Source organism: Reyranella sp. (assembly GCF_965279625.1).
GTDB lineage: Bacteria > Pseudomonadota > Alphaproteobacteria > Reyranellales > Reyranellaceae > Reyranella.
The window spans coordinates 1702340-1726794 of record NZ_OZ257251.1; the positions used below are offsets into that span (position 1 = coordinate 1702340).

The 24455-nt window shown below is 66.0% G+C and carries 26 protein-coding genes; 7 read left to right on the plus strand and 19 right to left on the minus strand.

Annotated features, from left to right (window positions below; genetic code table 11):
- Position 1 precedes the first annotated feature (1 nt).
- The 4 genes from ACQY78_RS08280 to ACQY78_RS08295 are packed head-to-tail and all read right to left on the minus strand — an operon-like array spanning position 2 to position 3008.
- On the minus strand, positions 2 to 775 hold the full coding sequence (locus ACQY78_RS08280; protein ID WP_428684510.1) for an ABC transporter permease: 774 nt from the start codon (positions 773 to 775) through the stop codon (positions 2 to 4).
- Positions 772 to 1512: an ABC transporter ATP-binding protein gene (locus ACQY78_RS08285; RefSeq protein ID WP_428684512.1), complete on the minus strand. Its 741-nt coding sequence runs from the start codon at positions 1510 to 1512 to the stop codon at positions 772 to 774. Before ACQY78_RS08285 ends, ACQY78_RS08280 begins: the two co-directional genes overlap by 4 nt.
- Positions 1512 to 2381 carry a dioxygenase gene (locus ACQY78_RS08290; RefSeq protein WP_428684514.1) on the minus strand — a complete coding sequence of 290 codons (870 nt, stop codon included), beginning with the start codon at positions 2379 to 2381 and terminating at the stop codon, positions 1512 to 1514. The genes ACQY78_RS08285 and ACQY78_RS08290 overlap by 1 nt, the downstream gene beginning before the upstream one ends.
- 18 nt (positions 2382 to 2399) lie before the next feature.
- Positions 2400 to 3008: a GNAT family N-acetyltransferase gene (locus tag ACQY78_RS08295; protein WP_428684516.1), complete on the minus strand. Its 609-nt coding sequence runs from the start codon at positions 3006 to 3008 to the stop codon at positions 2400 to 2402.
- Between the two features lie 165 nt (positions 3009 to 3173).
- Here ACQY78_RS08295 and ACQY78_RS08300 point away from each other — a divergent pair, with 165 nt between their 5' ends.
- Entirely contained in the window at positions 3174 to 3971 is a 798-nt protein-coding gene (locus ACQY78_RS08300; protein ID WP_428684518.1) for an aspartyl/asparaginyl beta-hydroxylase domain-containing protein, read from the plus strand.
- 28 nt (positions 3972 to 3999) lie between these two features.
- On the opposite strand, the gene ACQY78_RS08305 is transcribed toward ACQY78_RS08300, so the two are convergent.
- The 12 genes from ACQY78_RS08305 to coxB all read right to left on the minus strand — a co-directional run bounded on the left by ACQY78_RS08305 (position 4000) and on the right by coxB (position 14793).
- On the minus strand, positions 4000 to 5268 hold the full coding sequence (locus ACQY78_RS08305) for a M16 family metallopeptidase (RefSeq protein ID WP_428684520.1): 1269 nt from the start codon (positions 5266 to 5268) through the stop codon (positions 4000 to 4002).
- Positions 5265 to 6710 (minus strand): threonine synthase, encoded by a 1446-nt coding sequence (thrC, locus tag ACQY78_RS08310; protein WP_428684522.1) that lies wholly within the window; start codon positions 6708 to 6710, stop codon positions 5265 to 5267. Before thrC ends, ACQY78_RS08305 begins: the two co-directional genes overlap by 4 nt.
- Before the next feature lie 12 nt (positions 6711 to 6722).
- Positions 6723 to 6974, minus strand: coding sequence for a DUF1272 domain-containing protein (locus tag ACQY78_RS08315; protein ID WP_428684524.1), 252 nt, complete (start codon positions 6972 to 6974; stop codon positions 6723 to 6725).
- Positions 6975 to 6983: 9 nt separating this feature from the next.
- Complete coding sequence (locus tag ACQY78_RS08320) at positions 6984 to 8486, minus strand: carboxypeptidase M32 (RefSeq protein WP_428684526.1); 1503 nt, start codon at positions 8484 to 8486, stop codon at positions 6984 to 6986.
- A complete protein-coding gene (locus ACQY78_RS08325) occupies positions 8483 to 9220 on the minus strand; it encodes an SURF1 family protein (RefSeq protein WP_428684528.1) in 738 nt (245 codons plus the stop codon). The genes ACQY78_RS08320 and ACQY78_RS08325 overlap by 4 nt, the downstream gene beginning before the upstream one ends.
- Positions 9221 to 9230: 10 nt before the next feature.
- On the minus strand, positions 9231 to 9593 hold the full coding sequence (locus ACQY78_RS08330; protein ID WP_428684530.1) for a DUF983 domain-containing protein: 363 nt from the start codon (positions 9591 to 9593) through the stop codon (positions 9231 to 9233).
- Between the two features lie 67 nt (positions 9594 to 9660).
- Positions 9661 to 10533, minus strand: a complete 873-nt coding sequence (locus tag ACQY78_RS08335) for a cytochrome c oxidase subunit 3 (RefSeq protein WP_428684532.1) — start codon at positions 10531 to 10533, stop codon at positions 9661 to 9663.
- 2 nt (positions 10534 to 10535) lie between these two features.
- Positions 10536 to 11138, minus strand: a complete 603-nt coding sequence (locus ACQY78_RS08340; RefSeq protein ID WP_428684534.1) for a cytochrome c oxidase assembly protein — start codon at positions 11136 to 11138, stop codon at positions 10536 to 10538.
- Positions 11135 to 11275 (minus strand): hypothetical protein, encoded by a 141-nt coding sequence (locus ACQY78_RS08345; protein WP_428684536.1) that lies wholly within the window; start codon positions 11273 to 11275, stop codon positions 11135 to 11137. Before ACQY78_RS08345 ends, ACQY78_RS08340 begins: the two co-directional genes overlap by 4 nt.
- 8 nt (positions 11276 to 11283) lie before the next feature.
- Positions 11284 to 12216 (minus strand): heme o synthase, encoded by a 933-nt coding sequence (gene cyoE, locus ACQY78_RS08350; protein WP_428684538.1) that lies wholly within the window; start codon positions 12214 to 12216, stop codon positions 11284 to 11286.
- A 48-nt stretch (positions 12217 to 12264) separates the two neighbouring features.
- Entirely contained in the window at positions 12265 to 13902 is a 1638-nt protein-coding gene (gene ctaD, locus ACQY78_RS08355) for a cytochrome c oxidase subunit I (protein ID WP_428684540.1), read from the minus strand.
- 24 nt (positions 13903 to 13926) lie between these two features.
- Positions 13927 to 14793 carry a cytochrome c oxidase subunit II gene (gene coxB / locus ACQY78_RS08360; protein WP_428684542.1) on the minus strand — a complete coding sequence of 289 codons (867 nt, stop codon included), beginning with the start codon at positions 14791 to 14793 and terminating at the stop codon, positions 13927 to 13929.
- A gap of 364 nt (positions 14794 to 15157) precedes the next feature.
- Between coxB and ACQY78_RS08365 the strand changes: the two genes are divergently transcribed.
- Complete coding sequence (locus ACQY78_RS08365) at positions 15158 to 15637, plus strand: peptidylprolyl isomerase (RefSeq protein WP_428684545.1); 480 nt, start codon at positions 15158 to 15160, stop codon at positions 15635 to 15637.
- A gap of 24 nt (positions 15638 to 15661) precedes the next feature.
- Here the strand turns inward: ACQY78_RS08365 and ACQY78_RS08370 are convergent, their stop codons facing one another.
- Complete coding sequence (locus ACQY78_RS08370; protein WP_428684547.1) at positions 15662 to 16036, minus strand: nuclear transport factor 2 family protein; 375 nt, start codon at positions 16034 to 16036, stop codon at positions 15662 to 15664.
- A gap of 16 nt (positions 16037 to 16052) precedes the next feature.
- On the minus strand, positions 16053 to 17042 hold the full coding sequence (locus ACQY78_RS08375; RefSeq protein WP_428684549.1) for a zinc-dependent alcohol dehydrogenase family protein: 990 nt from the start codon (positions 17040 to 17042) through the stop codon (positions 16053 to 16055).
- Positions 17043 to 17126: 84 nt separating this feature from the next.
- On the opposite strand from ACQY78_RS08375, the gene ACQY78_RS08380 reads away from it, so the two are divergent.
- The 3 genes from ACQY78_RS08380 to ACQY78_RS08390 are packed head-to-tail and all read left to right on the plus strand — an operon-like array spanning position 17127 to position 20332.
- Positions 17127 to 18563 carry a circularly permuted type 2 ATP-grasp protein gene (locus tag ACQY78_RS08380; RefSeq protein ID WP_428684551.1) on the plus strand — a complete coding sequence of 479 codons (1437 nt, stop codon included), beginning with the start codon at positions 17127 to 17129 and terminating at the stop codon, positions 18561 to 18563.
- A 9-nt stretch (positions 18564 to 18572) separates the two neighbouring features.
- Complete coding sequence (locus tag ACQY78_RS08385) at positions 18573 to 19505, plus strand: alpha-E domain-containing protein (protein ID WP_428684553.1); 933 nt, start codon at positions 18573 to 18575, stop codon at positions 19503 to 19505.
- Between the two features lie 8 nt (positions 19506 to 19513).
- On the plus strand, positions 19514 to 20332 hold the full coding sequence (locus ACQY78_RS08390; protein ID WP_428684555.1) for a transglutaminase family protein: 819 nt from the start codon (positions 19514 to 19516) through the stop codon (positions 20330 to 20332).
- Here the strand turns inward: ACQY78_RS08390 and ACQY78_RS08395 are convergent.
- The gene (locus ACQY78_RS08395) at positions 20329 to 20835 is read right to left on the minus strand and encodes a hypothetical protein (protein ID WP_428684557.1); all 507 of its coding nucleotides are present in this window, start codon (positions 20833 to 20835) and stop codon (positions 20329 to 20331) included. The two genes, ACQY78_RS08390 and ACQY78_RS08395, sit on opposite strands and share 4 nt — an antisense overlap.
- A 129-nt stretch (positions 20836 to 20964) precedes the next feature.
- Here ACQY78_RS08395 and ACQY78_RS08400 point away from each other — a divergent pair, with 129 nt between their 5' ends.
- Positions 20965 to 22167, plus strand: a complete 1203-nt coding sequence (locus ACQY78_RS08400; protein ID WP_428684559.1) for a pyridoxal phosphate-dependent aminotransferase — start codon at positions 20965 to 20967, stop codon at positions 22165 to 22167.
- A gap of 171 nt (positions 22168 to 22338) precedes the next feature.
- Positions 22339 to 24414: an elongation factor G gene (locus ACQY78_RS08405; RefSeq protein WP_428684561.1), complete on the plus strand. Its 2076-nt coding sequence runs from the start codon at positions 22339 to 22341 to the stop codon at positions 24412 to 24414.
- Positions 24415 to 24455 lie beyond the last annotated feature (41 nt).

Here is a 24455-nt window from a genome sequence, read left to right on the forward strand (position 1 = left end):
CTCACTCTTCGTTGAGCGCGCTTTCGTGCCAGCGGCGCAGCAGCAAGTGCGAGACCAGGGACAGCAGCAGGTAGATCGCGATGCCCGCCGCCGAGATCAGCACCAGGGCCGCGAACATGCGCGGGATCTTGAGCTGGTAGCCCGACTCGAGGATGCGATAGGCAAGACCTGACTCCCGCCCGCCTGAGCCCGCCACGAACTCGGCCACCACGGCGCCGATCAGCGCCAGCCCACCCGAGATTCGCAGTCCTCCCAGGAAGTACGGCAGCGCCGCGGGCAGGCGCAGATCGATCAGGCTGCGCCAGCGGCTCGAACCGTAGAGCTCGAACAGGTCGAGCAGGTTGCGGTCGACCGAGCGCAGGCCCAGCACCGTGTTCGACAGGATCGGGAAGAAGGCGACCAGCCAGGCGCAGATCAGCAGCGAGACATTGACGTCGTCGACCCAAGCGATGATCAGCGGCGCAATGGCCACGATCGGCGTCACCTGCAGGATGATGGCGTAGGGAAAGAGCGACAGCTCGATCCAGCGCGACAGCGAGAACAGCAGCGCCAGCAGGACGCCCACCACCACCGCGGCCAGCAAGGCCTGGAGGGTGATGCTGAGCGTGACCACCAGCGCCGGCCACAGCGTGCCCCAGTCCGCCCCCAGCGTCTTCGCCACCAGGATCGGCCCCGGCAGGATATAGGGCGGGATCGCCATCGCCCGAACGAGTCCTTCCCACAGGGCCAGCATGAACAGCCCCATCAGGACCGGAGCGACGATGCGTGCGCTCATGCCGCCATCGCCTCCGAAAGCTGCGTCGAGGTGAGGCGGCAGAGGGCGGCGTAGTCGGCGGAGGTGCCGAAGGCCTCGCTGCGCGGATAGGGTGCCGGGATGGCGAGCACGGAACGCACGCGGCCGGGGCGTTCGCTCATCACCACGATGCGTTGCGACAGGAACACCGATTCGAACACCGAGTGGGTCACGAACACGGCGGTGAACCGCGTGCGCTGCCACAGTTCCAGGAGATCCGTGTTGAGCCTGCGCCGCGTGATCTCGTCGAGCGCGGCAAAGGGTTCGTCCATCAGCAGGAGCCTAGGACCCGTCACCAGGGCCCGCGCGATCGAGACGCGCATCTTCATGCCTCCCGACAGTTCGCGCGGATAGCTCTTCTCGAAGCCCTGGAGCCCCACGCCGGCGAGCGCTTCGGCCGCGCGCGCCTCGCGCTCGGAGCGCGCCACCCCGCGCAGCTTGAGCGGAAGCGCCACGTTGGCCAGCGCCGTCGTCCACGGCATCAGGGTCGGCTCCTGGAAGACGAACCCCAGGTCGGGCTTGCCCTGCGGCCACTCGATCGTGCCGGCGGTCGGCTCGGCGAGGCCGGCGACCAGGCGCAACAGGGTCGATTTTCCGCAGCCCGAGGGGCCGAGCACGCTCAGGAATTCGCCAGCCTCGACGTCGAGCGAAGCGCCGCCCAGCGCCTGGACGCCGTTCGTGAAAACCCGGGAGACATCGCGGAGGCGAACGAGCGGCATCAACCCGCGGGTAGAGTCAGGTCGAGCCGCGTCGCCCAGACCGGCAAGGGCAGCGTGTCGCGGGCCGCGAGGTTGGCGGGTAGCGCGGCGCGGTCGGTCACCTTGGCGAAGGGCAGGACGAGGCCGGCGCGCACGCCGAACACCGCATCCGCGTCGAGATGCGCGTCATCCTCGGGAAAGAACTCGGTGATCAGTGGCTCGTGCCCGGGCGCCCGGATGATCATGTGGAGATGCGCCGGCCGCCAGGCGTGGCGGCCCAGGATACGCAGCATGTCACCGGCCGGGCCGTCATCTGGCACCTTGTAGGAAACCGGTCGGACCGTAGTGAAGGCGAAAGTGCCGTCGTCGGCAACGGCGAGCCGCGCATGATAATTGGTCGGTGACTGCGACGGGTCCTGCTGGGCATAGAGCGCGTTACCGGCGTTCTGCCAGATCGCCAGCACGGTACCCGTGGCCGGCGCCCCCTTACCGTCGAAGACGCGGCCGCTCACGACCAGCGGCTCGCCCACTTGGCCGCGCCACAGGTCGCCGCCATTCGCCAACTCGGGCGCACCTTCGATATGGAACGGACCGAGGACGGATGAAGGTGTGCCGTTGCCCGCGGCGTTCACCATGTCAACGAGCGACGACACGCCGATGAGGTCGGAGAACAGGATGTACTCGTTGCGCTTGTCGTCCGTGAACTTCGTGGCGCGGGTCAGCGCATCGATGGCGGCGCCCCATTCGGCCTGGGTCACTTTGTTCTCGCGCACGAAACTGTGCAGGTGCCCGGCCAGTGAGACGAGCAAGGTCCGGGCGCGTTCGGAGGGCGCGTTGCGGGCATAGTCGGCAAAGGCCTGGGTGATCGAGGTCGGGGTCAGATTGCGCATGGAGAGGTCTCCTGCCCGTTATCGCGGCGCCCGAAGCAGCGCGTCGTAGTCGGCGCGCAGCAACGCGAACAGCAGATGGTCGGCCCACTGCCCGTTGATGCGCAGATACTGCCGGGCGAGCCCCTCCTCGTGGAAGCCGACCTTCGTCAGGACGCCCTTGGAAGGCTCGTTGTGCGGCAGGCAGGCGGCCTCGAGCCGGTGCAGCCGCAGGTCGTCGAACACGAACGGCAGGGTGGCGCGCAGCCCGTCGGTCATCAGGCCCTGGCCGGCATAGGGCTGGCCCATCCAGTAGCCGACGGACGCCGTCTGGGCGACGCCGCGGCGAACATTGCTGAGGTTGATGCCGCCGACCAGCCGGCGACCTTCATTGGTGAAGACGAACAGGCCGTAGGCTTCCCCCGCCCGCCACTCCTTGGCCTGCTGGCGCAACCGGCGCCGGTAGTGGTCCCGCGCCAGCGAATCCTCCGGCCAAGTGGGCTCCCAGGGGGTCAGGAAGGCCCGGCTGCGAGCCCGCAATTCGGCCCATTCGGGCCAGTCGTCCATGCTCGGCGCACGCAGAAACACGCGTTTCCCGGTGATCCGGGTCATCCCTGACAGCGACAATGGGACGTCGGCAAAGCGGAACATATTGGGCTACACTCGTGGTTCTCTGGAATTCTTGCATGCTTTCCGGGGTTTGACGTAGGAAATTGAGACGGTCCGCCACGCCCGGTGCTGCCAGAGAAGCCGCCGCCTTTCGGCCAAACGGGCGTAGTACATCCACCCATCGCAAGTTCTCGGGACACATCGGTCATGGACTCGGCAAACAAGCCCGCTATCGGCGAAAAGGGCAGATTCTATCTCACCAAGCACATCTGGCTTCCCCAGCAGCCGCTGGAGGACTTCAACCTCAAGCTTTCGGACATGATCCTTCGCAACATGCCGAAGCTGCCGCTGGGCGGCGAGGATGCGATGAAGGTCTTCCCTGTGCTGGGCGAACTCAAGAACAGCCACGCCAAGATCAAGGCCGACCTCGAGTACCTCCTGAGCCATCATGAAGAGATCCCTGCCCTCCACGAGGTGCATCCGCGCGACCTCTACGTGCCGGGCCGCGCCTGGCGCACCTTTCTGCTGAAGCTGTGGGGCCACGAAGTTCCGGAGAACGCCGCAGCGGTGCCGGACACAATGGCAGCGATCGCACGAATCCCCGGCGTCCACACCGCGCTGTTCAGCATCCTCGCCGGCCGCGCCGAAATCGAGCCGCACCGGGGATCTGCCGCTGGCATCATCCGCTTCCACTATCCGCTGATCGTGCCGACCGAACCGGAGAAATGCTGGATCGAGATCGGCGGCCACCACTTCTTCTGGAAGGAAGGCGAGCCGCTGGTCTTTGACGACACGCGAGAGCATTGGGTGAAGAACCAGACAGACGAGACGCGGGTCGTGCTGATCATCGACTTCAACGCGCCGATGCCGTTCCCGATGAACCTCTACACCGGCCTGCGCTACAATCTGGTCCGCCGCAGCGCCGAGATTAAGACCGCCATCGAACGCGCCGCGATCGGCGTCCCTCCGCGCGCGGCACAGACCGAACTGCCGAAAGCTGCGTAACTGGAGCTGCACGCTCCACTGAGGCAGATCAGGCGGCGAGGCGCCCGGCGATCTTGTCGAGCGACTCCAGGCCGTCGATCGGGCCCAGGGCGGCGAGAGTGAGTTCGCCCTGCAGCAGGCGCCGCGCGACACGGCGGACGGCGTCCTGGTCGACCGCCTCGATGCGCGAGACGATCTCGGCATACGGAATCGTGCGGCCATGGACGATCAGATGGCGCGCCGCCTGCTCGCAGCGCGCGCCGCTGGACTCAAGGGCCATCAGCGTGCCGGCCTTGATCTGGTTGCGGGCGCGCACGAGCTCCTGCTCGTTCAGCGTATCGGCCACGGTGACGAATTCCTCGCACACCGCGGGTACCAGTTCGGCGAGATCGTCCTCGCCGGTGCCGGCATAGATGCCGAACAGGCCGCCATCGGCATAGGCGGTATTGAAACAGTGGATGCCGTAGACCAGCCCCCGCTCCTCGCGGATGCGCTGGAACAGACGCGAGGACATGCCGCCGCCGAACAGGGTCGAGTAAATCGCCAGCGCGAAATAGTCGGGGTCGCGATAGCCGATGCCCTCACAACCCAGCACCAGATGCGCCTGTTCGAGCACCCTTTGCTCGCGGCCGTCGCCACCGACATAGGCGAGCGGCACCGGCCGCTCGGCATTGGCCGGGGTGCGCGGCACTGAGCCGAAATGCTTCTCGGCGAGATCGACGATCTGGTCGTGCTCGACGCGACCCGCCGCCGACAGGACCATGTTGCCGGCCGTGTAGTGACGCGCGAGATAGGCAAAGAGATGGTCTCGGCCAATCGCCTCGACCGAGGTTGCGGTGCCGAGCACCGGCCGGCCGAGCGGCTGGCCTGGGAGAGCGGTCTCCTGGAACTGGTCGAAGATCAGGTCGTCGGGCGTGTCCAGCGCCTGGCCGATCTCCTGCAGGATGACGCCGCGCTCGCGCTGCAACTCGTCGGGATCAAACACCGAGTTGCGCAGGATGTCCGACACCATCTCGATGCCGAGCGCCACGTCTTCCTTCAGGACCGAGGCGTGATAGGCGGTGATCTCCCGCCCCGTATAGGCATTCAGGCTGCCGCCGACATTTTCGATCTCTTCGGCGATGGCGCGCGCGCTGCGGGTGCGCGTGCCCTTGAACGCCATGTGCTCAAGCATGTGGGCCATGCCGTTCAGCTCGGCGGTCTCGTGGCGCGTGCCGCAAGCGACCCAGATGCCGAGCGACGCCGATTCCACCTCGGGCATCGGGTCGACGGCGACGCGCAGGCCATTACCCAGCGTCGTAACCTTTACATTGCTCACGTGCGCACCTTGTTTCTGGCCGCGGGCGCGGCGGCCATTTCCCGTCGTTCGTCGATCATGGATTTCAGGGCCGCGACGTCGTTCGCGATCCCGTCGGCGCGCTCTGCCCGCTCCAGCAGGTCGGCGAGCCGCGCCGGCAGACGCGGCCGCTGTCCGGTCGCCTTCTCGACGGCGTCGGGGAACTTGGCGGGATGCGCCGTCGCCAGCACGACCATGGGAATGGCGGGATCGCGGCGATGCTGCTGGGCCAGCGCATAGCCCACCGCGGTATGCGGATCGATCGTCTCGCCGTAGCGCGTCAGGCAGTCCTTCATGGCAGCCAGGGTACCCGCATCATCCAGACGGCCCGCGTCGAAGAGCTCCCGCACGCCCGCCAGAACGTTGCCGCCGACCTTCAGGGTGCCGGTGCTGCGGAACGCCGTCATCGCATCCGCCAGGGTGGTCCCGTTGCGATCGTAGAGGTCGAACAGCAGACGCTCGAAGTTGCTCGAGATCTGGATGTCCATGCTGGGACTCAAGGTCGGCACGACCTCGGAGGTCGTCATCGTGCCGCTCTCGAAGAAGCGCGCGAGGATGTCGTTGCTGTTGGCGCCGACCACGAAGTGCGAGATCGGCAGCCCCATCTGCTTCGCGGCATAGCCCGCGTAGACGTTGCCGAAATTGCCGCTGGGCACACTGAACGCCACAGGGCGCTCCGGGGCGCCGAGCTTCAGCGCCGCCCAGAAATAGTAGACGATCTGCGCCATCACCCGGGCGAAGTTGATCGAGTTCACCGCCGTCAGCGCGTGCCTGTCGCGGAACGCGAGGTCGTTGAAGCAGGCCTTTGCGAGATCCTGGCAGTCGTCGAACGTGCCCTGCACGGCGATGTTGTGGACGTTGGGCGCCAGTACCGTCGTCATCTGCCGGCGCTGAACCTCGCTCACGCGGCCGTGCGGGAACAGCATGAAGATGTCGATGGTCTTGCGGTCGCGCACCGCCTCGATGGCAGCCGAGCCGGTGTCGCCCGAGGTGGCACCGACGATGGTGGCGTGCTGGCCGCGAGCCGTCAGCGTCTGGTCGAGCATGCGGCCGAGCAGCTGGAGCGCCACGTCCTTGAAGGCGAGTGTCGGTCCATGGAACAGCTCGAGCAGGTGCAGGCCCGAATCGCCCAGCTGCTTCAGCGGTGCGACCTCCGGCGTCTCGAACGAGGCATAGGCCTCGCCGATCAGGCGACGGAAGGTCGTGTCGCCGAAAGTGTCGCCGACGAACGGCTTCATGATGCGAAAGGCGAGGTCGGTATAGCTCAGCCCCTTCAGGGCCGCGATCTCGGCCTTGCTGAACTGCGGCCATTCGGCTGGCAGGTAGAGGCCGCCGTCACGGGCCAGGCCCGCCAGCATGATGTCTTCGAAGCCGAGCGGACCAGGATTGCCCTGAGAGCCGTGGCGGGTGCTGATGTAACGCAAGGTAAACTCCGACTAGGCGACCTGCCGACAAGCCTCGTGGTCCTTGCGGACCCGCTTGGTGGAGGCCGGGAATTTGGCCAGCGCTTTCTCGGGGCGGGTCGGGCGCTTGACCAGATCGCCGCCGCAGTTCGGGCAATGACCGCCCAGGCGGGTTTGTGCGCAGGCGGCGCAGAACGTGCACTCGAAGGTGCAGATCAGGGCGTCGGACGCGCCGTTGGGCAGGTCCTTGTCGCAGCATTCACAGTTCGGACGAAGGTCGAGCATGGGTCCCTCTTACGCCTGGAGGTAGCGGCTTTCCAGATGGGCTTTGAAGGCGGCGGCGCCCAGCGGCGCACCGGTGGCCTCCGACAGGATCTCGTCGGTCGTCGCGATCGAGCCCTTGCCGTGCACATTCGTGCGCAGCCAGCCGAGCAGCGGGGCGAAATCGCCCTTGCCGATGGCCTCCATCAGGCCGGGACGGGCGCGACGGGCGGCGGCGAAAAGCTGAGCCGCGGCCAGCGCCCCAAGCGTATAGGTCGGGAAATAGCCCCACCCGCCGTCCGGCCAATGGATGTCCTGCAGGCAGCCCAGCGAATCGTCGGGCGGCACGATGCCCAGAAGCTCGCGCATGCCGTCGTTCCAGGCACCCGGCAGATCGGCCAGCGCGAGGTCGCCCGCCAGCATCGCCCGCTCCAGCCGGTAGCGCAGCATGATGTGCAGCGGATAGGTGACCTCGTCGGCATCGACGCGGATGAAGCCCGGCGCCACCCGCGTGTAGATCCGGTGGATGTTTGCCTCGGTCCAGGCGGGGCCGTCCTTGGCGAAGGCGGCGCGCATGCGCGGGGCGGCAAAGGCCACGAAGGCGTCGCTGCGGCAGGCCTGCATCTCCATCAACAGCGACTGGCTCTCGTGCAGGGTCATGCCGCGCGCCGTGCCGACCGGCTGGCGGCGCCAGGCCTTGGGCAGGCCGGCCTCGTAGAGACCGTGACCGGTCTCGTGCAGCACCCCCATCAGGGCGCGGGCGAAATCGGCCTCGTCGTAGCGCGTGGTGATGCGCACATCGTCCGAGGTGCCGCCGGTGAAAGGATGGGCCGACACATCGAGGCGGCCGTGATGGAAGTCGAAGCCGATCCGGCGGATCAGCTCCTCACCCAGCCGGCGCTGGGCCTCGACGGGAAACGGACCTTCGAGCGGCAGAGGATCGGGCCGGCTCTTCTGACGCTCGAGCACGCGTCCCAGCAGGTCGGGCAGAAACCCACGCAGCTCGGCAAACAGCAGATCGATTCGCGCCGAACGGCCGCCGGGCTCGAACTCGTCGAGCAGCGCGTCGTAGAGCGAGGTGCCCAGTGCCGCGGCCTTGGCCTCGCCCACCCGCCGCGTGATGTTCAGGACCTCAGTCAGGGTCGGCAGCAAGGACTTGAAGTCGGCGTTCTTTTTCGCCGAGCGCCAGGCCAATTCGCAGGCCGAGCAGGCCCGCGTGCGCGCCTCGACGAGGTCGGACGGCAGTGCGCTCTCGTGCACCCACGACCGGCGCATCTCGCGCAGGTTGGCAGCCTGCCAGGGATCGAGCGAGGCGCTGTCCTGCTCGGCGCGCGACAGGAGAGCGGCCATCTCGGGGGCGGCAATGATCTCATGGGCGATGACGCCCAGCGTCGCCAGCTGATCTGCACGATCCTCGGTGGCCCCGTCCGGCATCATGGTCGAACGGTCCCAGTTCAGGATCGCCGAGGCGCGGCCGATGGCGCTCAGACGCGCGAAGCGGCGCTCCAGCTCGGCATAGGGATCGTTGGCGATCATGGGACCTTCTTGCGCCCGTTGATCACCAACAGGCCGTTCTCCCAATGATAGGCGAGATAGACGCCGGCCAGCGCCAGGGCAATCAGGAACCAGGTGATGGCGTACTGGAGATGGTCGTTGGGAATCTCGAGTCGCGTCTGGCCGCCCACCGGCACGCCACCCGGATTGGGCGTGGAGTCGGACTCCAGGAAGAACGTGTCCAGCTTGGGATCCGGCGGTGCGCCCGCCATCTTGCGCATCAGCGGCACGTCGGCCTGAAACCAGACGTTCTTCTCCGGCACGTTCTCAGGCGCAAAGCGTGCCCTGATCTGCGAGCGGCGTACCAGGCCGGTGAGCTCAACCCGCCCCGCCGGCTGCACCGCGGCCTGTGTCGCGGCAGCGCGGTCCGGCACCCAGCCGCGATCGAACAGGACGATGCGCCCGTCATCGGCCTTCAACGGCACGATGACCTGCAGCCCGACCTTGTTCTTCAGGCTGCGCGCGGCCAGGAAAAACTCGTGGCCATGCTCGAAGGTGCCGGTGACCTTCACGCGCCCGTATTCATGGCGCAGCGGATTGCCGGTCAGCAGCTCGTCGAGCGTCATCGGCGCCGCCGCCTGGTTGGTGGCGATGCGGTCGAGGATGTCGCGCTTCCATTCGCGGCGCTCCATCTGCCACAGGCCCAGTCCCAGCGAGAGGACCAGGATCGGCAGCGAGACGAGCGTGGGCCAGAGAGCGGGCCGCAGCCGGATCATCGTGTTTCCCCTATTCGTCGAGTTCGGTCGTGCGATGGGCGAATTGCTGGGCGACCAGCAGCGCCTTGAGGAAGCGCAGCATCCCGACGGCCAGTGCGAAGGTAAGCGGCAACCAGATCACGACGTGCAGCCACCACGGCGGCTCGTAGCGGAACTCCACCCAGAAGACGAGAATCATGATGATGGCGCCCAGTCCCAGGATGACGAACACCGCCGGCCCGTCGCCCGCATCGTTGCCGCGCAGGTCGAGACCGCATGAGACGCAGCGATCCACGACATTCAGCAGGCCGGCGAACAGCCGTCCCTTGCCGCAGCGCGGGCAGGCGCCGCGCAGGGCGACGTCGAGGGGCGATTGGCGGGGCCAGTCGGACAAGGGTGGTCTCCCAAAGACGAACCGCCGGGGAGCACCCGGCGGTTCCAAGATAGCCTGTATGCCTGCCTCAGTGCAGGGCGATCGGTGCCTTGCCGGCGCCCCACCAGTAGATGCAGAAGAACAGGAACAACCAGACCACGTCGACGAAGTGCCAGTACCAGGCAGCGGCCTCGAAGCCGAAATGCTGCTTGGGCTTGAACTGGCCCTTCGAGGCACGGATCAGGCAGACGATCAGGAAGATCGTGCCGACCAGCACGTGGAAGCCGTGGAAGCCCGTCGCCATGAAGAAGGTCGACGTATAGATGTCCTGGCTGAACGTGAACGGCGCGTGCAGGTACTCATAGGCCTGGACGCCGGTGAAGATCATGCCGAGCAGGACGGTGCACAGCAGGCCGCGGACGGCGTCCTTCTGGTTGCCCTCGATGATCGAGTGATGCGCCCAGGTCGCCGTGGTGCCCGACAGCAGCAGGATCAGCGTGTTCATCAACGGCAGGTCGAACGGCGCGATGATGTTGATGCCCTTGGGCGGCCAGATGCCGCCGGTGGCTTCGGCACGGACCGGCATGTTCGGCGCGCCGGGGTAAAGCGCGGCGTCGAAGAACGCCCAGAAGAAGGCTGCGAAGAACAGCACTTCCGAGGCGATGAACAGGATCATGCCGTAGCGCAGGCCGAGCTGGACCACGGCAGTATGATAGACGCGCGACTCGGCGATGACGTCCGACCACCACCAGTACATGACGCCCAGCACCAGAAGCAGGCCGGGGGCCAGCCCCCACCAGTGCACGGCCTTCATGAAGGTGCCGAAGCCCGGCCCCAGCATGTCCGGATGCAGCGCAAAGCCGAAGCCGAACGCCAGCAACAGGGCGGCGAACGAACCCAGCGCCGGCCACGGGCTGGGGTCGACCAGATGATAGGGATGCTTCGGAGTACCGCCGGCCATGTTCATCCACCCTTTCCGATATCGCTGCCGGGCAATCCGCCCAGCAAGGTCTTGGCCCGTTCCGTCTTCGCCTCGAAGAATGTGTACGAGAGCGTGATGGTCCGGATGTTGTCGTAGCGCCGATCCTTGTCCAACTCGGGATCGACGAAGAAGATCACGGGCATGTCCACGGACTGCCCGGGCAGCAGAAGCTGCTCCGTGAAGCAGAAGCACTGGAGCTTGTTGAACCACCCACCCGCCGTTTCGGGGGTGACGTTGTAGGTCGACGTGCCGACGGCCGGTCGCTGCGAGAGGTTGGTCACGCGATAGTGGGCGAGATACTCCTCGCCTAGGCGGACCGTGACCTCGCGCTGCAGCGGCTGGAAGCGCCACGGCAGGGACGTGTCGACGTTGGAATCGAAACGCACCTTCACCGTCCGGTCGAGGATCGGCCGGTCGCCGGACTGTGCCACGACAGGCGTACCGCCAAAGCCGGTGGTGCGGCAGAAGAGATCGTAGAGCGGCGCCGAAGCATAGGCGAAGCCGCCCATGCCGGCCGTCACGAGGAACAGTCGTCGCGCCAGCCGCTTGTTCTTGGCGGCGGTGTCGGGCGTGTCGTCCGTCATCCGTAGCCTCCCATGCGCACGATTGTCAGGGTGAAGAAAAGGACCGCGAGCAGGATGAGGAAACCCGCGATGAACAGGTTCTTGCCGCGCTGGCGGCGGTGCATGTCAGTATCGCCCGGTCGACGGTCCTGTGCCATGGCCGCGCTCATCCCGCGATCCGGCTCAGCACCAGATCGACCGGCAGGGCCGCGAACAGGGCGGCGAGATAGATCAGCGAATAGCGAAACATCTTTCGCGCGGCGCCGAAGGCCGTATCGTCGTCCGCGGTTCGCCACACGGCAATCGCGTGGCCGATGAAGCCGAGGCTGAGCGCCAGCGCGACCGAACCATAGAACCAGCCGACGGCACCCAGCAGCGTCGGCGCCAGGGCGACCGGCAGCAGCAGCAGCGTGTAGATCACCATCTGGCGCTTGGTCTCGCGCGGCCCGGCCACCACCGGCAGCATCGGCACGCCGGCCCGGCGATAGTCTTCGCTGCGATAGAGGGCAAGCGCCCAGAAATGCGGCGGGGTCCAGAGGAAGACCAGCAGGAAGAGCGCGATCCCGACGGCGGACACGTCGCCGGTCGCCGCGGCCCAGCCGATCATCGGCGGGAAGGCGCCGGCCGCACCACCGATCACGATGTTCTGCGGCGTCCGGCGCTTCAGCCAGATCGTGTAGACGAAAACGTAGAACAGGATCGCCGCCGTGAGCAGCGCCGCCGCCACGAGGTTCGTCGATACGGCCATCAGCAGCACCGAGAAGATCGACAGCAGCACGCCGAGGCCCAGCGCGTCGTCCGGCGCGACGCGCCCGGCCGGCAGCGGGCGGTTCCGCGTGCGCACCATCAGGGCATCGAGGTCGCGTTCGTACCACATGTTGATGGCACCAGCCGCGCCCGATCCCAGGGCGATCGCCAGAACCGCGAGCGCCGCCTTGAACGGGTGGATGTGGACCGGCGCGATCACTACGCCGATCCAGCCGGTGAAGACCACCAGCGACATCACGCGCGGCTTCAGCAGGTCGATGTAGTCGCGCACGCGCGCAGGCGTGGCGGTTCCATCGATGCTGCCCGTGAATGTGTGCGCGGTGTCGCTCATATGCCCTTCAAGGCGAAGGCGCCTTCTTGGGGCGCCTCCGCTCCGTTCCTAGTGGTTTGCCGTCGGAGAGATGTGCGGCAGTTCCTCGAACGTGTGGAACGGCGGCGGTGAAGAAACCGTCCATTCGAGGGTCGTTGCCCCTTCGCCCCAGTAGTTCGCACCGACCTTGCGGCCGAACATCAGCGTGCCGAAGACCACGAAGACGAGCCAGAACAGGGTCGCACCGAACGACATGAACGCGCCGATCGAGGAGAGGTAGTTCCAGTGCGACATCGCGTCGGGATAGTCGACGTAGTGGCGCGGCATGCCGGCCAGACCCGAGAAATGCATCGGGAAGAACGTCAGGTTGACGGCAATGAAGGTAACCCAGAAGTGGATCTGCGCCGCCCACTCCGGATACTGCCGGCCCGACATCTTGCCGATCCAGTAGTAGAAGCCGGCGAACATGCCGAACACCGCGCCGAGCGACAGCACATAGTGGAAGTGCGCGATCACGTAGTAGGTGTTGTGCAGCGAGTAGTCGACGCCGGCATTGGCCAGCACCACGCCCGTCACGCCGCCGACGGTGAACAGGAAGATAAAGCCGATCGCCCACAGCATCGGAATGGTGAGGCGGATCGAGCCGCCCCACATGGTGGCGATCCACGAGAAAATCTTCACGCCCGTCGGGACGGCGATCACCATGGTCGCGGCCACGAAATAGGCACGCGTGTCGACGTCCAGGCCGACCGTGTACATGTGGTGCGCCCACACGACGAAGCCGACGACGCCGATCGCCACCATCGCGTAGGCCATGCCGAGGTAGCCGAAGATCGGCTTGCGGGCGAAGGTCGAGATGATGTGACTGATGATGCCGAAGGCCGGCAGGATCATGATGTAGACTTCGGGGTGACCGAAGAACCAGAAGAGGTTCAGGAACAGGGTCGGATCACCGCCGCCCTCGGCCTTGAAGAACGAGGTGCCGAAGTTGCGGTCGGTCAGCAGCATCGTAATGGCGCCGGCGAGGACCGGCAGCGCCAGCAGCAGCAGGAATGCCGTGACCAGGACCGACCAGGCGAACAGTGGCATGCGGTGCAGAGTCATGCCCGGCGCGCGCATGTTCAGGATGGTCGTGATGAAATTGATGGCACCCAGGATCGACGAAGCACCCGCGATGTGCAGCGAGAAGATCGCCAGGTCCATGCCGGCGCCCTGGTTGAGCGTGAGCGGCGGATAGATCGTCCAGCCGGTGCCCACGCCACCGCCGATCAGGGCAGACATCAGGAGCAGGATGAAGGCCGGCGGCAGCAGCCAGAAGCTGATGTTGTTCATGCGCGGGAACGCCATGTCGGGCGCCCCGATCATGAGCGGCACGAACCAGTTGCCGAAACCGCCGATCAGTCCCGGCATGACCACAAAGAACACCATGATCAGGCCGTGCGCCGTCACGATCGTGTTCCAGAAGTGGCCGTCCGGCGTGCCGTCGGCACCGTTGAAGTACTGGACGCCCGGCTGCATCAGCTCGAGGCGCATGTAGACGGAGAAACCCGCCCCGATCAGCGCCGCGAAGATCGAGAACACAAGGTACATCGTGCCGATGTCCTTGTGGTTCGTGCTGTACAGCCACCGCTTGATGCCGGTCGGCGTGTGATGGTCGTCATGCCCGTGGGCATTGTGGTCGTGGGCGGCGCCGTGCGCGGTGGCCATTCTTGATCTCCTGCGGAGAAGCGCTTAGCGGGTGGCGGGAGTGGCGGCGGAGGCGACGTCGGTCGCGGGCGCGAGCCCAGCAGCCTTCTTCTTGTCCGCCACCCATTTGTCGAAGTCGGCCTGCGAGACCACGCGAATGCCGATCGGCATGAAGCTGTGGTTCTGGCCGCAGATCTGCGAGCACTGGCCGAAATACAGGCCCTCTTCCTTGACGCTGATCCAGCCCTCGTTGAGGCGGCCGGGGATCACCGTCTTCTTGATGCCGAAGCCCGGGACCGTCCAGCCGTGCATGCTGCCACCCTCGGCGGTGCCGATGATGCGCACCACGGTGTTGGCCGGGATCACCATTTCCTCGTCGACGGCCAGCAGGCGCGGCACCTGCGGCTTGGTTTTGGCGCGGTCGGCCTCGCTCAGCATGCGGCTCTCGACCGTGAAATCGCCCTGATCGGGGTAATTGTAGGACCAGTACCACTGGTGGCCGGTGATCTTGACGGTCATCGCCGCGTCGGCCGCCTTGTCACTATAGTAGAGCAGACGGAAGGACGGGATCGCGATGACCACGAGGACCAGGATCGGAAGGATCGTCCAAGCGATCTCGAGCCCCGTATGATGGGTCACGGCCGTCGGCGTCGGATTGCGACCGGCATGGAAGCGCCACACGGCGTAAACCAGCAGCAGCAGCACGAAGATACAAATCGCGATGATGATGACCAGCAGCAGGTCATGCAAAGATTCTACCCGCTCCATGACCGGCGTGTAGGGCGGCGGGAAGTTCAGCTGCCAATCATGTGGCACGCCGATGACTTTCTGCGCCTGGGCAGGCGCAGCCAAGCCGAACCCGGCCATTGCCGCCACCAGTCCCACGACGCCCAATACGCGCTTAACGACCATGCATCCGTCCCCTCGGCGGTTCAGATCCGGCGGTTTTTCCGACCCGCAAAATCCCCCGCATTTCAAACGGGTTAGTACCAGATATAGCCATGGGTGGTAACGGGTTTTCCGCCCTCGTCGGTATGTGGCGGCCGGTCGCAGCCGCCGGCGCGGTTGGGGAAATCCGGGCCGGCGGAGGCCCCGGCCGGTCTCCGGCGAACCGCCCCATCGCCCCGAAGTTGCCGCTTGTCTTTCGGGGATCGGCCATTAAGGTCCCGCCGGCCGCGGCAAGACCGCGGATTCGCCAAAGGAAAACGTCATGCGGCTCGCCATTCTGACGCCCGTCCTTGCCGTCATTCTCATGTTCGCAGGAGCAGCCTCCGCCATGGATAAGGAAAATACCCTCTACATCGACCTCAAGGACGGCCGGGTCGTCATCGAGATGCGCCCCGACCTCGCTCCCAACCACGTCGCCCAGATCAAGAAGCTGGCGCGCGAGGGCAAGTACGACGGCGTCGTGTTCCACCGCGTAATCGACGGCTTCATGGCCCAGACCGGCGACCCGACGGGCACCGGCACCGGCGGCATGGGCGAGACGCTCAAGGCCGAATTCTCGAAGGAGCCGCACACCCGCGGCTCGGTCTCGATGGCCCGCACCAACGATCCGAACAGCGCCCGCAGCCAGTTCTTCATCGTCTTCAAGGACTCGAACTTCCTCGACGGCCAGTACACTGTCTGGGGCAAGGTCACGTTCGGCATGGAGTTCGTGGACAAGATCAAGAAGGGCGCGCCGGGCTCGGGCGCGGTTTCCGCGCCGGCGGACAAGATGATCAAGGTCCAGGTCGCGGCGGACGCGAAGAGCTAGGCTCCTCGCGCCCTGTTCAGTCGTCTATTTGGTAACGGTGTGGAAGGCCTTGGCAATAACCTGCCAACGGCCTTCTACTTTTAGAAGCGTCAGATAGTCCGTGAAATAGCGCGGCGGGATCTGGCATTCGACCTTGGCGAAGGCCGTCGCCGGGCCGGAAAAGTCGATCGAAACGATGCGGTCACGCCGCTCGCTGCCGCTGTGCTTGGCCGATTTGCGGCTCTCGACCATCTTGAACCAGTCGGCGCGCGGCATGTCCGCCGCCTTGCCGTCGGGACCTGCGCTGTAGAGGTGCGAGGCGGGATGGAAGGCTTCGCCCAGCTTGTTCGTGTCGCCCTCGTACAGCCCGTCGAAATAGACCTGCAGGACCTTCTCGATTGCCGCTACGTCGGAATTCATTGGCCATCTCCCTCGTTCAAATCGCGCCGTTCGGTGCCACCAGGATCTTGCCGTTGCGCCCGCCTTTGTCGGCATGCGCCAGCGCCTCCTTGATCTTCTCGATCGGGTAGACCGTGTCCACCGGGGCGTAAAGCGTACCCGCCATGACCTGACCGGCCAGCTCCGCGTAGATGTCTCGAACCTTGGCCGCGTCACGCTTGGCGAGGCCGCGGCCCAGCATGAAGCCGGTCAGCTTGACGCCGCGATAGATGAAGTTGCTGCGCGTGACCTTCGGGTCCTCGCCGCTCATCGAGCCGTAGTGCACCACGGTGGCCTCGGTCGCGACGCAGTCGACGATGCGCCCGGTGGCAGCACCGCCAATCGCCTCGATACCCAGCCGGATCGCAGCCTTGCCGGTCGCCCCGGCGACGCGGTCGGCGAGGTCGTCGCCGTCGACCAGGACGACGTCGGCACCCAGCGCCTTCAGCTCGTCTGCGAGCTCGGCCCGGCGCACCACGTTGACGGTGCGCAGCCCCCGCTGATGCGCCTGCACGATCAGCAGCCGCCCGACCGCCGAATTGGCGACGTTCTGGATGACCCATTCGCCGGCGGCGAGATCGACGAAGTCGGACAGCATGAGCCGCGCCGTCGGCGGGTTGATGCGTACCATCGCGGCCTGCCGCAGGTCGATGCCGGCCGGCAGCGGAATTGCGTCATCCCCCTTCACCCGGCGCTTCTGCGTCCAGTTTTCGCGCTGCAGATTGATGACGAGGTCACCCGTCCTGACATGCTTCACGGCCGATCCGACCGCAGAGACCCGGCCTACGCATTCCGCGCCGGGCGTTGCGGGCAGCGGCGGCTTCAGCCGGTAGCTTCCCTTGCAGAACCACATGTCGGCCGGATTGATCGGGAAGGCCAGCACGTCGAAAACGACCTCGTCGGGCGCCGGCGGGCCCACGTCGGGAACGTCCGCACAGCGGGCTACGTCCCACGGCGTTCCGTACCGATCGATCAGCACCTGCTTCATGCCGCGCCTCCGTCCCATGGACACGGGCACTTTGTTGGCCCGTCGATTGCTTATATGGTGCTTTGACAGGGGGTGAAATGCCGGATGGCCGCCAAGGTATTCGATGAGATGAATTCGGGCACCGACGGTTCGATCCGTGTGCCCTACCGCGGTGTCGCCGACTGGCTCGCGCGGACCTCGCCCGAACGGTTGGAGGCGACGCGCACCGAGGTCGATCTCTTCTACCGCCGGCACGGAATCACCTTCGGCGCCTATGGGGCGGCCGAGGGGTCCGAAACGACGATCCCGTTCGACATCATCCCGCGCGTCATCGCGTATGACGAGTGGCAGTTCCTGCACAAGGGCCTGTCGCAGCGCGTGCGCGCCCTCAACGCCTTCCTGACCGACGCCTATGGCCAGCGCGAAATCTGCCGCGCCGGCATCATGCCCGAAGAACAGATCCTGATGAACGGCGAATTCGTCGCCATGGCGCAGGGACTGCAACTGCCCGGCGGCGTCCACGCCCATATTGCCGGCATCGATCTCGTCCGCGTGGGCGAGAAGGACTTCTATGTCCTGGAAGACAATGTGCGCACGCCGTCCGGCGTGTCCTACGTCCTCGAGAACCGCGAAGTGATGATGCGGCTGGCGCCCGAACTGTTCGCCGCGATGAGCGTCCTTCCCGTCGCCGACTATTCGGAGGAGCTGCTGGCAACGCTGCGGTCGGTCTCGTTCAGCGACGGCCACGAGCCCAACGTCGTGCTGCTCACCCCCGGCCACCACAACAGCGCCTATTTCGAGCACGCGTTTCTGGCCGACGAGATGGGCATCGAGCTGGTGAAAGGCTCAGACCTGTTCGTCGACGAAAGCCGCGTCTACATGCGCACGCCGCGCGGGCCGCAGAGAGTGGACGTGATCTACCGGCGCGTCGACGACGCGTATCTCGACCCGCTGGCGATGCGACCCGATTCGTTCCTGGGCGTCGCCGGCCTGCTGGGCGCCCTGCGCGCCGGCCGCGTCAACATCGTCAATGCGCTGGGCAACGGCGTGGCCGACGACAAATCCACCTACACCTACGTCCCCGAGATGGTGCGCTTCTATCTCGGCGAGGAGCCGATCCTGCAGAACGTGCCGACCTGGCGCTGCGACCGGGCCGACGACTACAAGTACGTGCTGGAGCATCTCTCCGAGATCGTGGTGAAGGAAGTCCACGGCTCGGGCGGCAAGGGCATGCTGGTCGGCCCCACTTCGAGCAAGGCCGAGATCGAGGAGTTTACGGCGCTGCTGAAGGCACGGCCGGACAACTACATCGCCCAGCCGACGCTGGCGCTATCGACCTGTCCCACCTTCGTGAGCCGGGGCGTCGCGCCGCGTCACGTCGACCTGCGCCCGTTCGTCCTCTCCGGCAAGAAGATCACCATCGTGCCGGGCGGCCTCACGCGCGTCGCCCTCAAGGAAGGCTCGCTGGTCGTCAATTCGAGCCAGGGCGGCGGCACCAAGGACACCTGGGTCCTGGCGCCCGACCAGGCGGACGACAGGTAGGCCCCACCAATGCTGAGCAGTACCGCCAAGAATCTCTACTGGATGGGTCGCTACCTGCAGCGCGCCAAGTCGACGGCGCGGCTGATCGAGGCCACCCAGCGCATGGCCCTGCAGTCGCGCGGCGAGGAGGCCGCCGGCGTGGCGGCGATCTTCGGCATGGAAGACGAATTCCGCCAGAGCCAGGCACAGGGCGAACGTCTCGCCAGCCTGATCGACTTCCTCGTGATCGACGAGAGCAACCCCTCTTCGATCGTGAACTCGATCGGTGCGGCGCGGCGCAATGCCCGCGAAGAGCGCAACAACATCACGGTCGATGTCTGGGAGAGCCTCAACGCGCTGTGGCTGGAACTCAGCGCCCGCCTGCGCGGCAAGCGGGCGAACCTCGATCGCGGTGCGCTGATCGAGTCGGTGAAGAAGCAGGCAGTGATGATCTTCGGCGCGGCGCAGGTGACGCTGCTGCGCGACGAGGCCAACAACTTCCTGCAGCTCGGCGCCTTCCTCGAGCGCGCCGACAATACCGGCCGCATCCTCGACGTGAAGTTCCACCTGCTGCGGCCGGACGGCAATCCCAGTGCCGAGGGGCTCGACTATTTCGCCTGGTCGGAGCTGCTGGCCTGTGTCGGTGCCGTGCGCACCTACCGGCGCATCTATCGCAGCTCGCTCAACCCCATGAAGGTGGCGGAACTGATGATGCTGCGGCGCGATGTGCCGCGATCGGTGCACCATTGCCTCTGGATGGTCGACCTCAATATGCGCGAGCTGGCCGACGCGTACGGCACGCGGGGCGAGGCGGACCGGCTGGCCGGCGAGCTGCACGCACGGTTGCGCTACGCACGCATCGACAAGGTTTTCGAGATCGGCCTCTCCAAGTTCCTGGGGGAACTGCGCGGCGACATCGGAACCCTGTCGGACGAAATCGGCCGACAGTTCCTCCTGGATTGAGCAAAGCCATGCGTTTCTCCGTCCACCACGCCACACGTTTCCAGTTCGACCAGCCGTCCGGACATTCGATCCACGACGTCCGCCTCACGCCCAAGCCCGCCGCGGCGCAACGTATCGTGTCGTGGCACATCGACGGCCCCGGCAAGAAGTCGGAATGGAAGGACGGCCACGGCAACCAGGTATCGACCTTCTCGGTCGCCCGGCAGCACGACAGCGTCGAGATCGTGGTGCAGGGCATCTACGAGTACAGCGGCACCGACCAGTGGCTGCGCTACGTCGAGGAACCCACCCTGCCGGCGCCCTTCTGGCTGCGCAACACGGGCCTTGCGCGCCACGATGCGAGTTTCGATCCGGTGATCCAGGGCCTCGGCGACCGCGCAGCGGATCCCGCTCGACGGGTCGCCGTCCTGCATGAGTTGATGGAGCGGATCTCGGCGCGGGTGGCCTACAAGGCGGGCGTCTCAACCGTGGACACCACGGCCGCCGAGGCACTGACCCGCGGCGCCGGCGTGGCGCAGGACGAGGCCCACATTTTCATCGCCTGCTGCCGCCGCCTCGGCGTGCCGGCGCGCTACGTCAGCGGCTATCTGCGCAACGACGACCCGGAAATGCATGTCGGCCGGACCAGCCATTCCTGGGCCGAAGCGTGGGTGCCGGGGCTGGAATGGGTGGGTTTCGACCCCGCCAATGGAATCAGCCCGCGCGGCGACAGCCTGCGTGTTGCGGTGGGCCTCGACTATCGCGATGCAGCTCCGGTCAGCGGACGCCGCGTCGGGTTCGGCGATGCCAAGATGACCGTCGACTGTTCCGTCCGCCTGATCGACTAGGCGGGCCTCTCCCGGACGTTCTTGCGGCGCCACAGCGAGGCGATCAGCACGAAGATGTGCCGAAGCTGAATGAGCGCGCCGATGGAGATGAGAATGACCGAAACGGTCAGAAGAGTGTGTTCGTAGCCGATCGTGTTCACGATGCGGTCCGGTAGGCTGATCATCGCCACCGCTATTTCGGCGAACAGGCCGAGGACGAGCTGGGCAACCCCGTATTCGTGGCACATCTCGTCGATCGCCACCTGCCAATCCTCGTCCGCGCGGCCGGCCACGCCGAACCGTTTGCGGATCACCCCTCGCTCCTCCAGCGCCACGCCCCAGCCAATCATGATGAGCGCGATCGTGGAGGCAATCGTGACCGGCTCATGGGTATCGATATGCCGGTTCACGCTCTGCACGATATCGGCGATGGACAGCACCATCGGAAACAGGATCATCAGGTTCACCGCCGCGAGGAAGACCGGTGAGATGAGGAACCGCAGTGGAACGAGCAGGAACTTCATCTCATCCTCTTTGCCCTAGCGCCGGTACGGCCCGCCCGACGATAAATACGGGTCGTCGCCTTGCGGAAACCCGGCGTCGCGACTAGCTTCGCGCCGCTCATAAAAATGCCTGAAGGAGGCATATTCGTCATGGCTTTCATCGCCGATCGTCTCAGCCGCATCAAGCCGTCTCCGACCAATGCCGCGCAGGGCAAGTTCCTGGAGATGAAAGCGGCGGGCAAAGACGTCATCGGTCTGGCCGCCGGCGAGCCGGACATGCCGACGCCGGATCATATCAAGGAAGCGGCGATCCAGGCGATCCGCAACAACGACACCAAGTATACCGCCGTGCCGGGAACGCCCGCGCTTCGCCAGGCGATCGTCGCCAAGATGAAGCGCGACCACGGCCTCGACTACAAGCCGAGCCAGACCGTCGTCACCTCGGGCGGCAAGCAGATCATCTTCAACGCCATGCTGGCGACTCTGAACCCGGGCGACGAGGTCATCGTGCCCGCGCCGTACTGGGTCTCGTACCCTGAGATGGTCATGTTCGGCGACGGCACGCCGGTCATCGTGCAGTGCAAGGAAGAGAACGGCTTCAAACTGACGCCGGAGGATCTCGACCGCGCCATCACGCCCAAGACCAAGTGGATCATCCTCAACTCGCCCAGCAACCCGACGGGTGCCGCCTACTCCAAGGCCGACCTGCGAGGCCTGTGCGACGTGCTGCTGAAGCATCCGCACGTCTACATCCTCACCGACGACATGTACGAGAAGCTCGTCTACGACGACTTCGAGTTCTTCACGCCGGCCCAGGTCGAGCCGAGGCTGTACGACCGCACGCTGACGATGAACGGCGTGTCGAAGGCCTACAGCATGACCGGCTGGCGCATCGGCTACGCGGCCGGGCCGCAGGACCTGATCAACGCCATGATCACGGTACAGTCGCAGAGCACGTCGAACGCCAGCTCGATCAGCCAGGCCGCTGCCGTGGCCGCGCTGAACGGCCCGACCGACTTCATCCCGAAGAACGTCGCGATCTTCAAGCAGCGCCGCGACCTGATCGTGTCGATGCTGAACCAGACCAAAGGCCTGAAGTGCCCGCGTCCCGAGGGCGCTTTCTACGTCTACCCGTCCTGCGCCGGCACGATCGGCAAGAAGACGCCCGACGGCAAGGTGATCAAGGACGACACCGACTTCGTGAACTACCTGCTCGAAGCCGAGGGTCTCTCGGTCGTGCAGGGTTCGGCCTTCGGCCAAGGTCCGGCCTTCCGCATCTCCTACGCCACGGCGACGGAACTGCTCGAAGAAGCCGGCCGCCGCATTCAGCGCGCCTGCGCGGCGCTTTCGTAAGCACCGCTGACCTAATTCATCCCCGCCCGGCGTTTGACTCAGCCAGGCGGGGATGAAACGATTTTCATGACAAGTGGGCTTCGCTCCGGCTGATCGTTCGGAAGCGTAACGTCTATTCCGCGACGATCGTCCGGAGCTTCTGCGCTTTTTGCGAAGAAGGAGGACGTTGTCATGGCCGAGTTCAAGACGGAGACAATCACCGGCGGCAGACCAGGCAGCGGCGCGCACCGCGTTGTGGCGCTGTGCGGGCCGTATCTGTCGGGCAAGACCAGCCTGCTCGAAAGCATTCTGTACGCAACCGGAGCCATCGGCCGGCGCGGCTCGACGCGCGCCGGCACATCCATCGGCGACGGCGCCGCCGAGTCGCGCAAGCGCAGCATGGGCACGGAAATCAACGTGGCCTCGGTCGACTATCTCGGCGACCAGTGGACGTTCCTCGACGTGCCCGGCTCGATCGAATTCCAGAATGACGCCTTCGCGGGCCTCGCGGTGTGCGATGCCGCCGTCGTGGTCTGCGAACCCTCGGTCGAGCGCGTGATGGCGCTGACGCCGCTCCTCAAATTCATCGAAGATCGGCACATCCCGCACATCATCTTCGTCAACAAGATCGACTCGGCCGAGGTCCGCGTGCGCGACATGCTGGCGGCGCTGCAATCGGTATCGCGGCGCAAGCTGCTGCTGCGCCAGGTGCCGATCCGCCGCGCCGCCGCCGACGGCAGCGACGAAACGGTGGGCTATGTCGATCTCGTGAGCGAGCGGGCCTATCGCTACAAGAGCAGCGGCGCGTCCGACCTGATCGAGATGCCGGCCGAAGTGCTGCCGCGCGAAGCCGAGGCTCGGCGCGAGATGCTGGAGACGCTCTCGGAGTTCGACGACACGCTCCTCGAACAGCTCATCGAGGATGTCGCGCCGGAAAAGTCACTGATCTACCGCGACCTGCACGACGAATTCGGTGCCGACCAGATCGTGCCAGTCCTGCTGGGTGCCGGCGATCGCGAGAACGGCGTGCGGCGTCTCCTGAAGGCACTGCGCCATGACACACCGACCGTCGGCGTGACGGCGCAGCGACGCTCATTGCACTCGAATGGGGTGTCGACCGCCGAATGCTTCAAGGTCCTGCATCAAAGCCATGCGGGCAAGCTTTCGCTCTGCCGAATCTGGGCCGGCACGCTGCTCGAAGGCCAGTCGGTCGCCGGGCATCGGATCGGCACGATCTTGCGGCCGTTCGGGCAGCGGCTCGACAAGACTCCGGAGGCACGCGCCGGTGAGATCGTGGCGTTGGCCAAGGTCGAGGCGCTGTCGTCGGGCCAGAGGCTCAGCCCTTCGGGCATCGCCGGATCGAGCGACTTTCCCGCCGCCGATCCGCCCGTGTTCGGACTGGCCGTGTCCGCGCGTAACAGGAACGACGAGGTGAAGCTCTCCGGCGCCCTGCACAAGATCGTCGAGGAGGATCCGTCGCTATCCTTTGAAGCGCGGGCCGAGACGCACGAACTGTTGCTCAAGGGCCAGGGCGAGATGCATCTCAAGGTCGCGGTCGACAAGCTCGCCGGCCGCTACAACGTCGCCGTCGAGACGGCTGCGACCCGCGTCGCCTATCGCGAGACCATCCAGGCGGGCACGCAGCAGCATGCCCGCTACAAACGGCAGACCGGAGGCCACGGCCAGTTCGCCGACATCAAGATCGAGATCAAGCCGCTGCCGCGCGGCTCGGGTTTCCGCTTCGTCGACCGGATCGTGGGCGGCGTGGTGCCCCGCAACTTCATCCCGGCCGTCGAAGAGGGCGTGATCGACTACCTCAGGGAAGGGCCACTCGGCCAACCCGTTGTCGATCTCGAAGTGACGCTGTTCGACGGCCAGTATCACGCCGTCGACAGTTCCGAGATGTCGTTCAAGATGGCCGCCCGCATCGCCATGAGCGAGGCCATGCCCAAGTGCAAGCCGGTCCTGCTCGAGCCCATCCTGAGAGTGACGGTGGCCGGCCCGTCCGAATCGACGCCGCGGCTGCAGCGGCTGATCTCGGGTCGGCGCGGGCAGCTGCTGGGCTATGACGCGCGGCCGGACTGGCCCGGATGGGACGAGGTCTCGGCCCTGATGCCCGAGGCCGAGATCGCCGACATGATCGTCGAGATCCGGTCTGTGACGCAGGGCATCGGCAGCTTCCGGACCGAGTTCGACCATCTGCAGGAGTTGGCTGGACGGACGGCCGAACGCATCGTCGAGGAGACGAAGAAGCATCAGGCTGCCTGACGGCGATCATCCGCCCGAGTCACAAGGTAGTGAGGCCGGGC

Coding starts and splice junctions, on each gene's coding strand:
- ACQY78_RS08280 (WP_428684510.1), bottom strand. CDS start 775: ATGAGCGCACGCATCGTCGCTCCGGTCCTGATGGGGCTGTTCATGCTG.
- ACQY78_RS08285 (WP_428684512.1), bottom strand. CDS start 1,512: ATGCCGCTCGTTCGCCTCCGCGATGTCTCCCGGGTTTTCACGAACGGC.
- ACQY78_RS08290 (WP_428684514.1), bottom strand. CDS start 2,381: ATGCGCAATCTGACCCCGACCTCGATCACCCAGGCCTTTGCCGACTAT.
- ACQY78_RS08295 (WP_428684516.1), bottom strand. CDS start 3,008: ATGTTCCGCTTTGCCGACGTCCCATTGTCGCTGTCAGGGATGACCCGG.
- ACQY78_RS08300 (WP_428684518.1), top strand. CDS start 3,174: ATGGACTCGGCAAACAAGCCCGCTATCGGCGAAAAGGGCAGATTCTAT.
- ACQY78_RS08315 (WP_428684524.1), bottom strand. CDS start 6,974: ATGCTCGACCTTCGTCCGAACTGTGAATGCTGCGACAAGGACCTGCCC.
- ACQY78_RS08320 (WP_428684526.1), bottom strand. CDS start 8,486: ATGATCGCCAACGATCCCTATGCCGAGCTGGAGCGCCGCTTCGCGCGT.
- ACQY78_RS08325 (WP_428684528.1), bottom strand. CDS start 9,220: ATGATCCGGCTGCGGCCCGCTCTCTGGCCCACGCTCGTCTCGCTGCCG.
- ACQY78_RS08335 (WP_428684532.1), bottom strand. CDS start 10,533: ATGGCCGGCGGTACTCCGAAGCATCCCTATCATCTGGTCGACCCCAGC.
- ACQY78_RS08340 (WP_428684534.1), bottom strand. CDS start 11,138: ATGACGGACGACACGCCCGACACCGCCGCCAAGAACAAGCGGCTGGCG.
- ACQY78_RS08345 (WP_428684536.1), bottom strand. CDS start 11,275: ATGGCACAGGACCGTCGACCGGGCGATACTGACATGCACCGCCGCCAG.
- cyoE (WP_428684538.1), bottom strand. CDS start 12,216: ATGAGCGACACCGCGCACACATTCACGGGCAGCATCGATGGAACCGCC.
- ctaD (WP_428684540.1), bottom strand. CDS start 13,902: ATGGCCACCGCGCACGGCGCCGCCCACGACCACAATGCCCACGGGCAT.
- coxB (WP_428684542.1), bottom strand. CDS start 14,793: ATGGTCGTTAAGCGCGTATTGGGCGTCGTGGGACTGGTGGCGGCAATG.
- ACQY78_RS08365 (WP_428684545.1), top strand. CDS start 15,158: ATGGATAAGGAAAATACCCTCTACATCGACCTCAAGGACGGCCGGGTC.
- ACQY78_RS08370 (WP_428684547.1), bottom strand. CDS start 16,036: ATGAATTCCGACGTAGCGGCAATCGAGAAGGTCCTGCAGGTCTATTTC.
- ACQY78_RS08375 (WP_428684549.1), bottom strand. CDS start 17,042: ATGAAGCAGGTGCTGATCGATCGGTACGGAACGCCGTGGGACGTAGCC.
- ACQY78_RS08380 (WP_428684551.1), top strand. CDS start 17,127: ATGGCCGCCAAGGTATTCGATGAGATGAATTCGGGCACCGACGGTTCG.
- ACQY78_RS08385 (WP_428684553.1), top strand. CDS start 18,573: ATGCTGAGCAGTACCGCCAAGAATCTCTACTGGATGGGTCGCTACCTG.
- ACQY78_RS08390 (WP_428684555.1), top strand. CDS start 19,514: ATGCGTTTCTCCGTCCACCACGCCACACGTTTCCAGTTCGACCAGCCG.
- ACQY78_RS08395 (WP_428684557.1), bottom strand. CDS start 20,835: ATGAAGTTCCTGCTCGTTCCACTGCGGTTCCTCATCTCACCGGTCTTC.
- ACQY78_RS08400 (WP_428684559.1), top strand. CDS start 20,965: ATGGCTTTCATCGCCGATCGTCTCAGCCGCATCAAGCCGTCTCCGACC.
- ACQY78_RS08405 (WP_428684561.1), top strand. CDS start 22,339: ATGGCCGAGTTCAAGACGGAGACAATCACCGGCGGCAGACCAGGCAGC.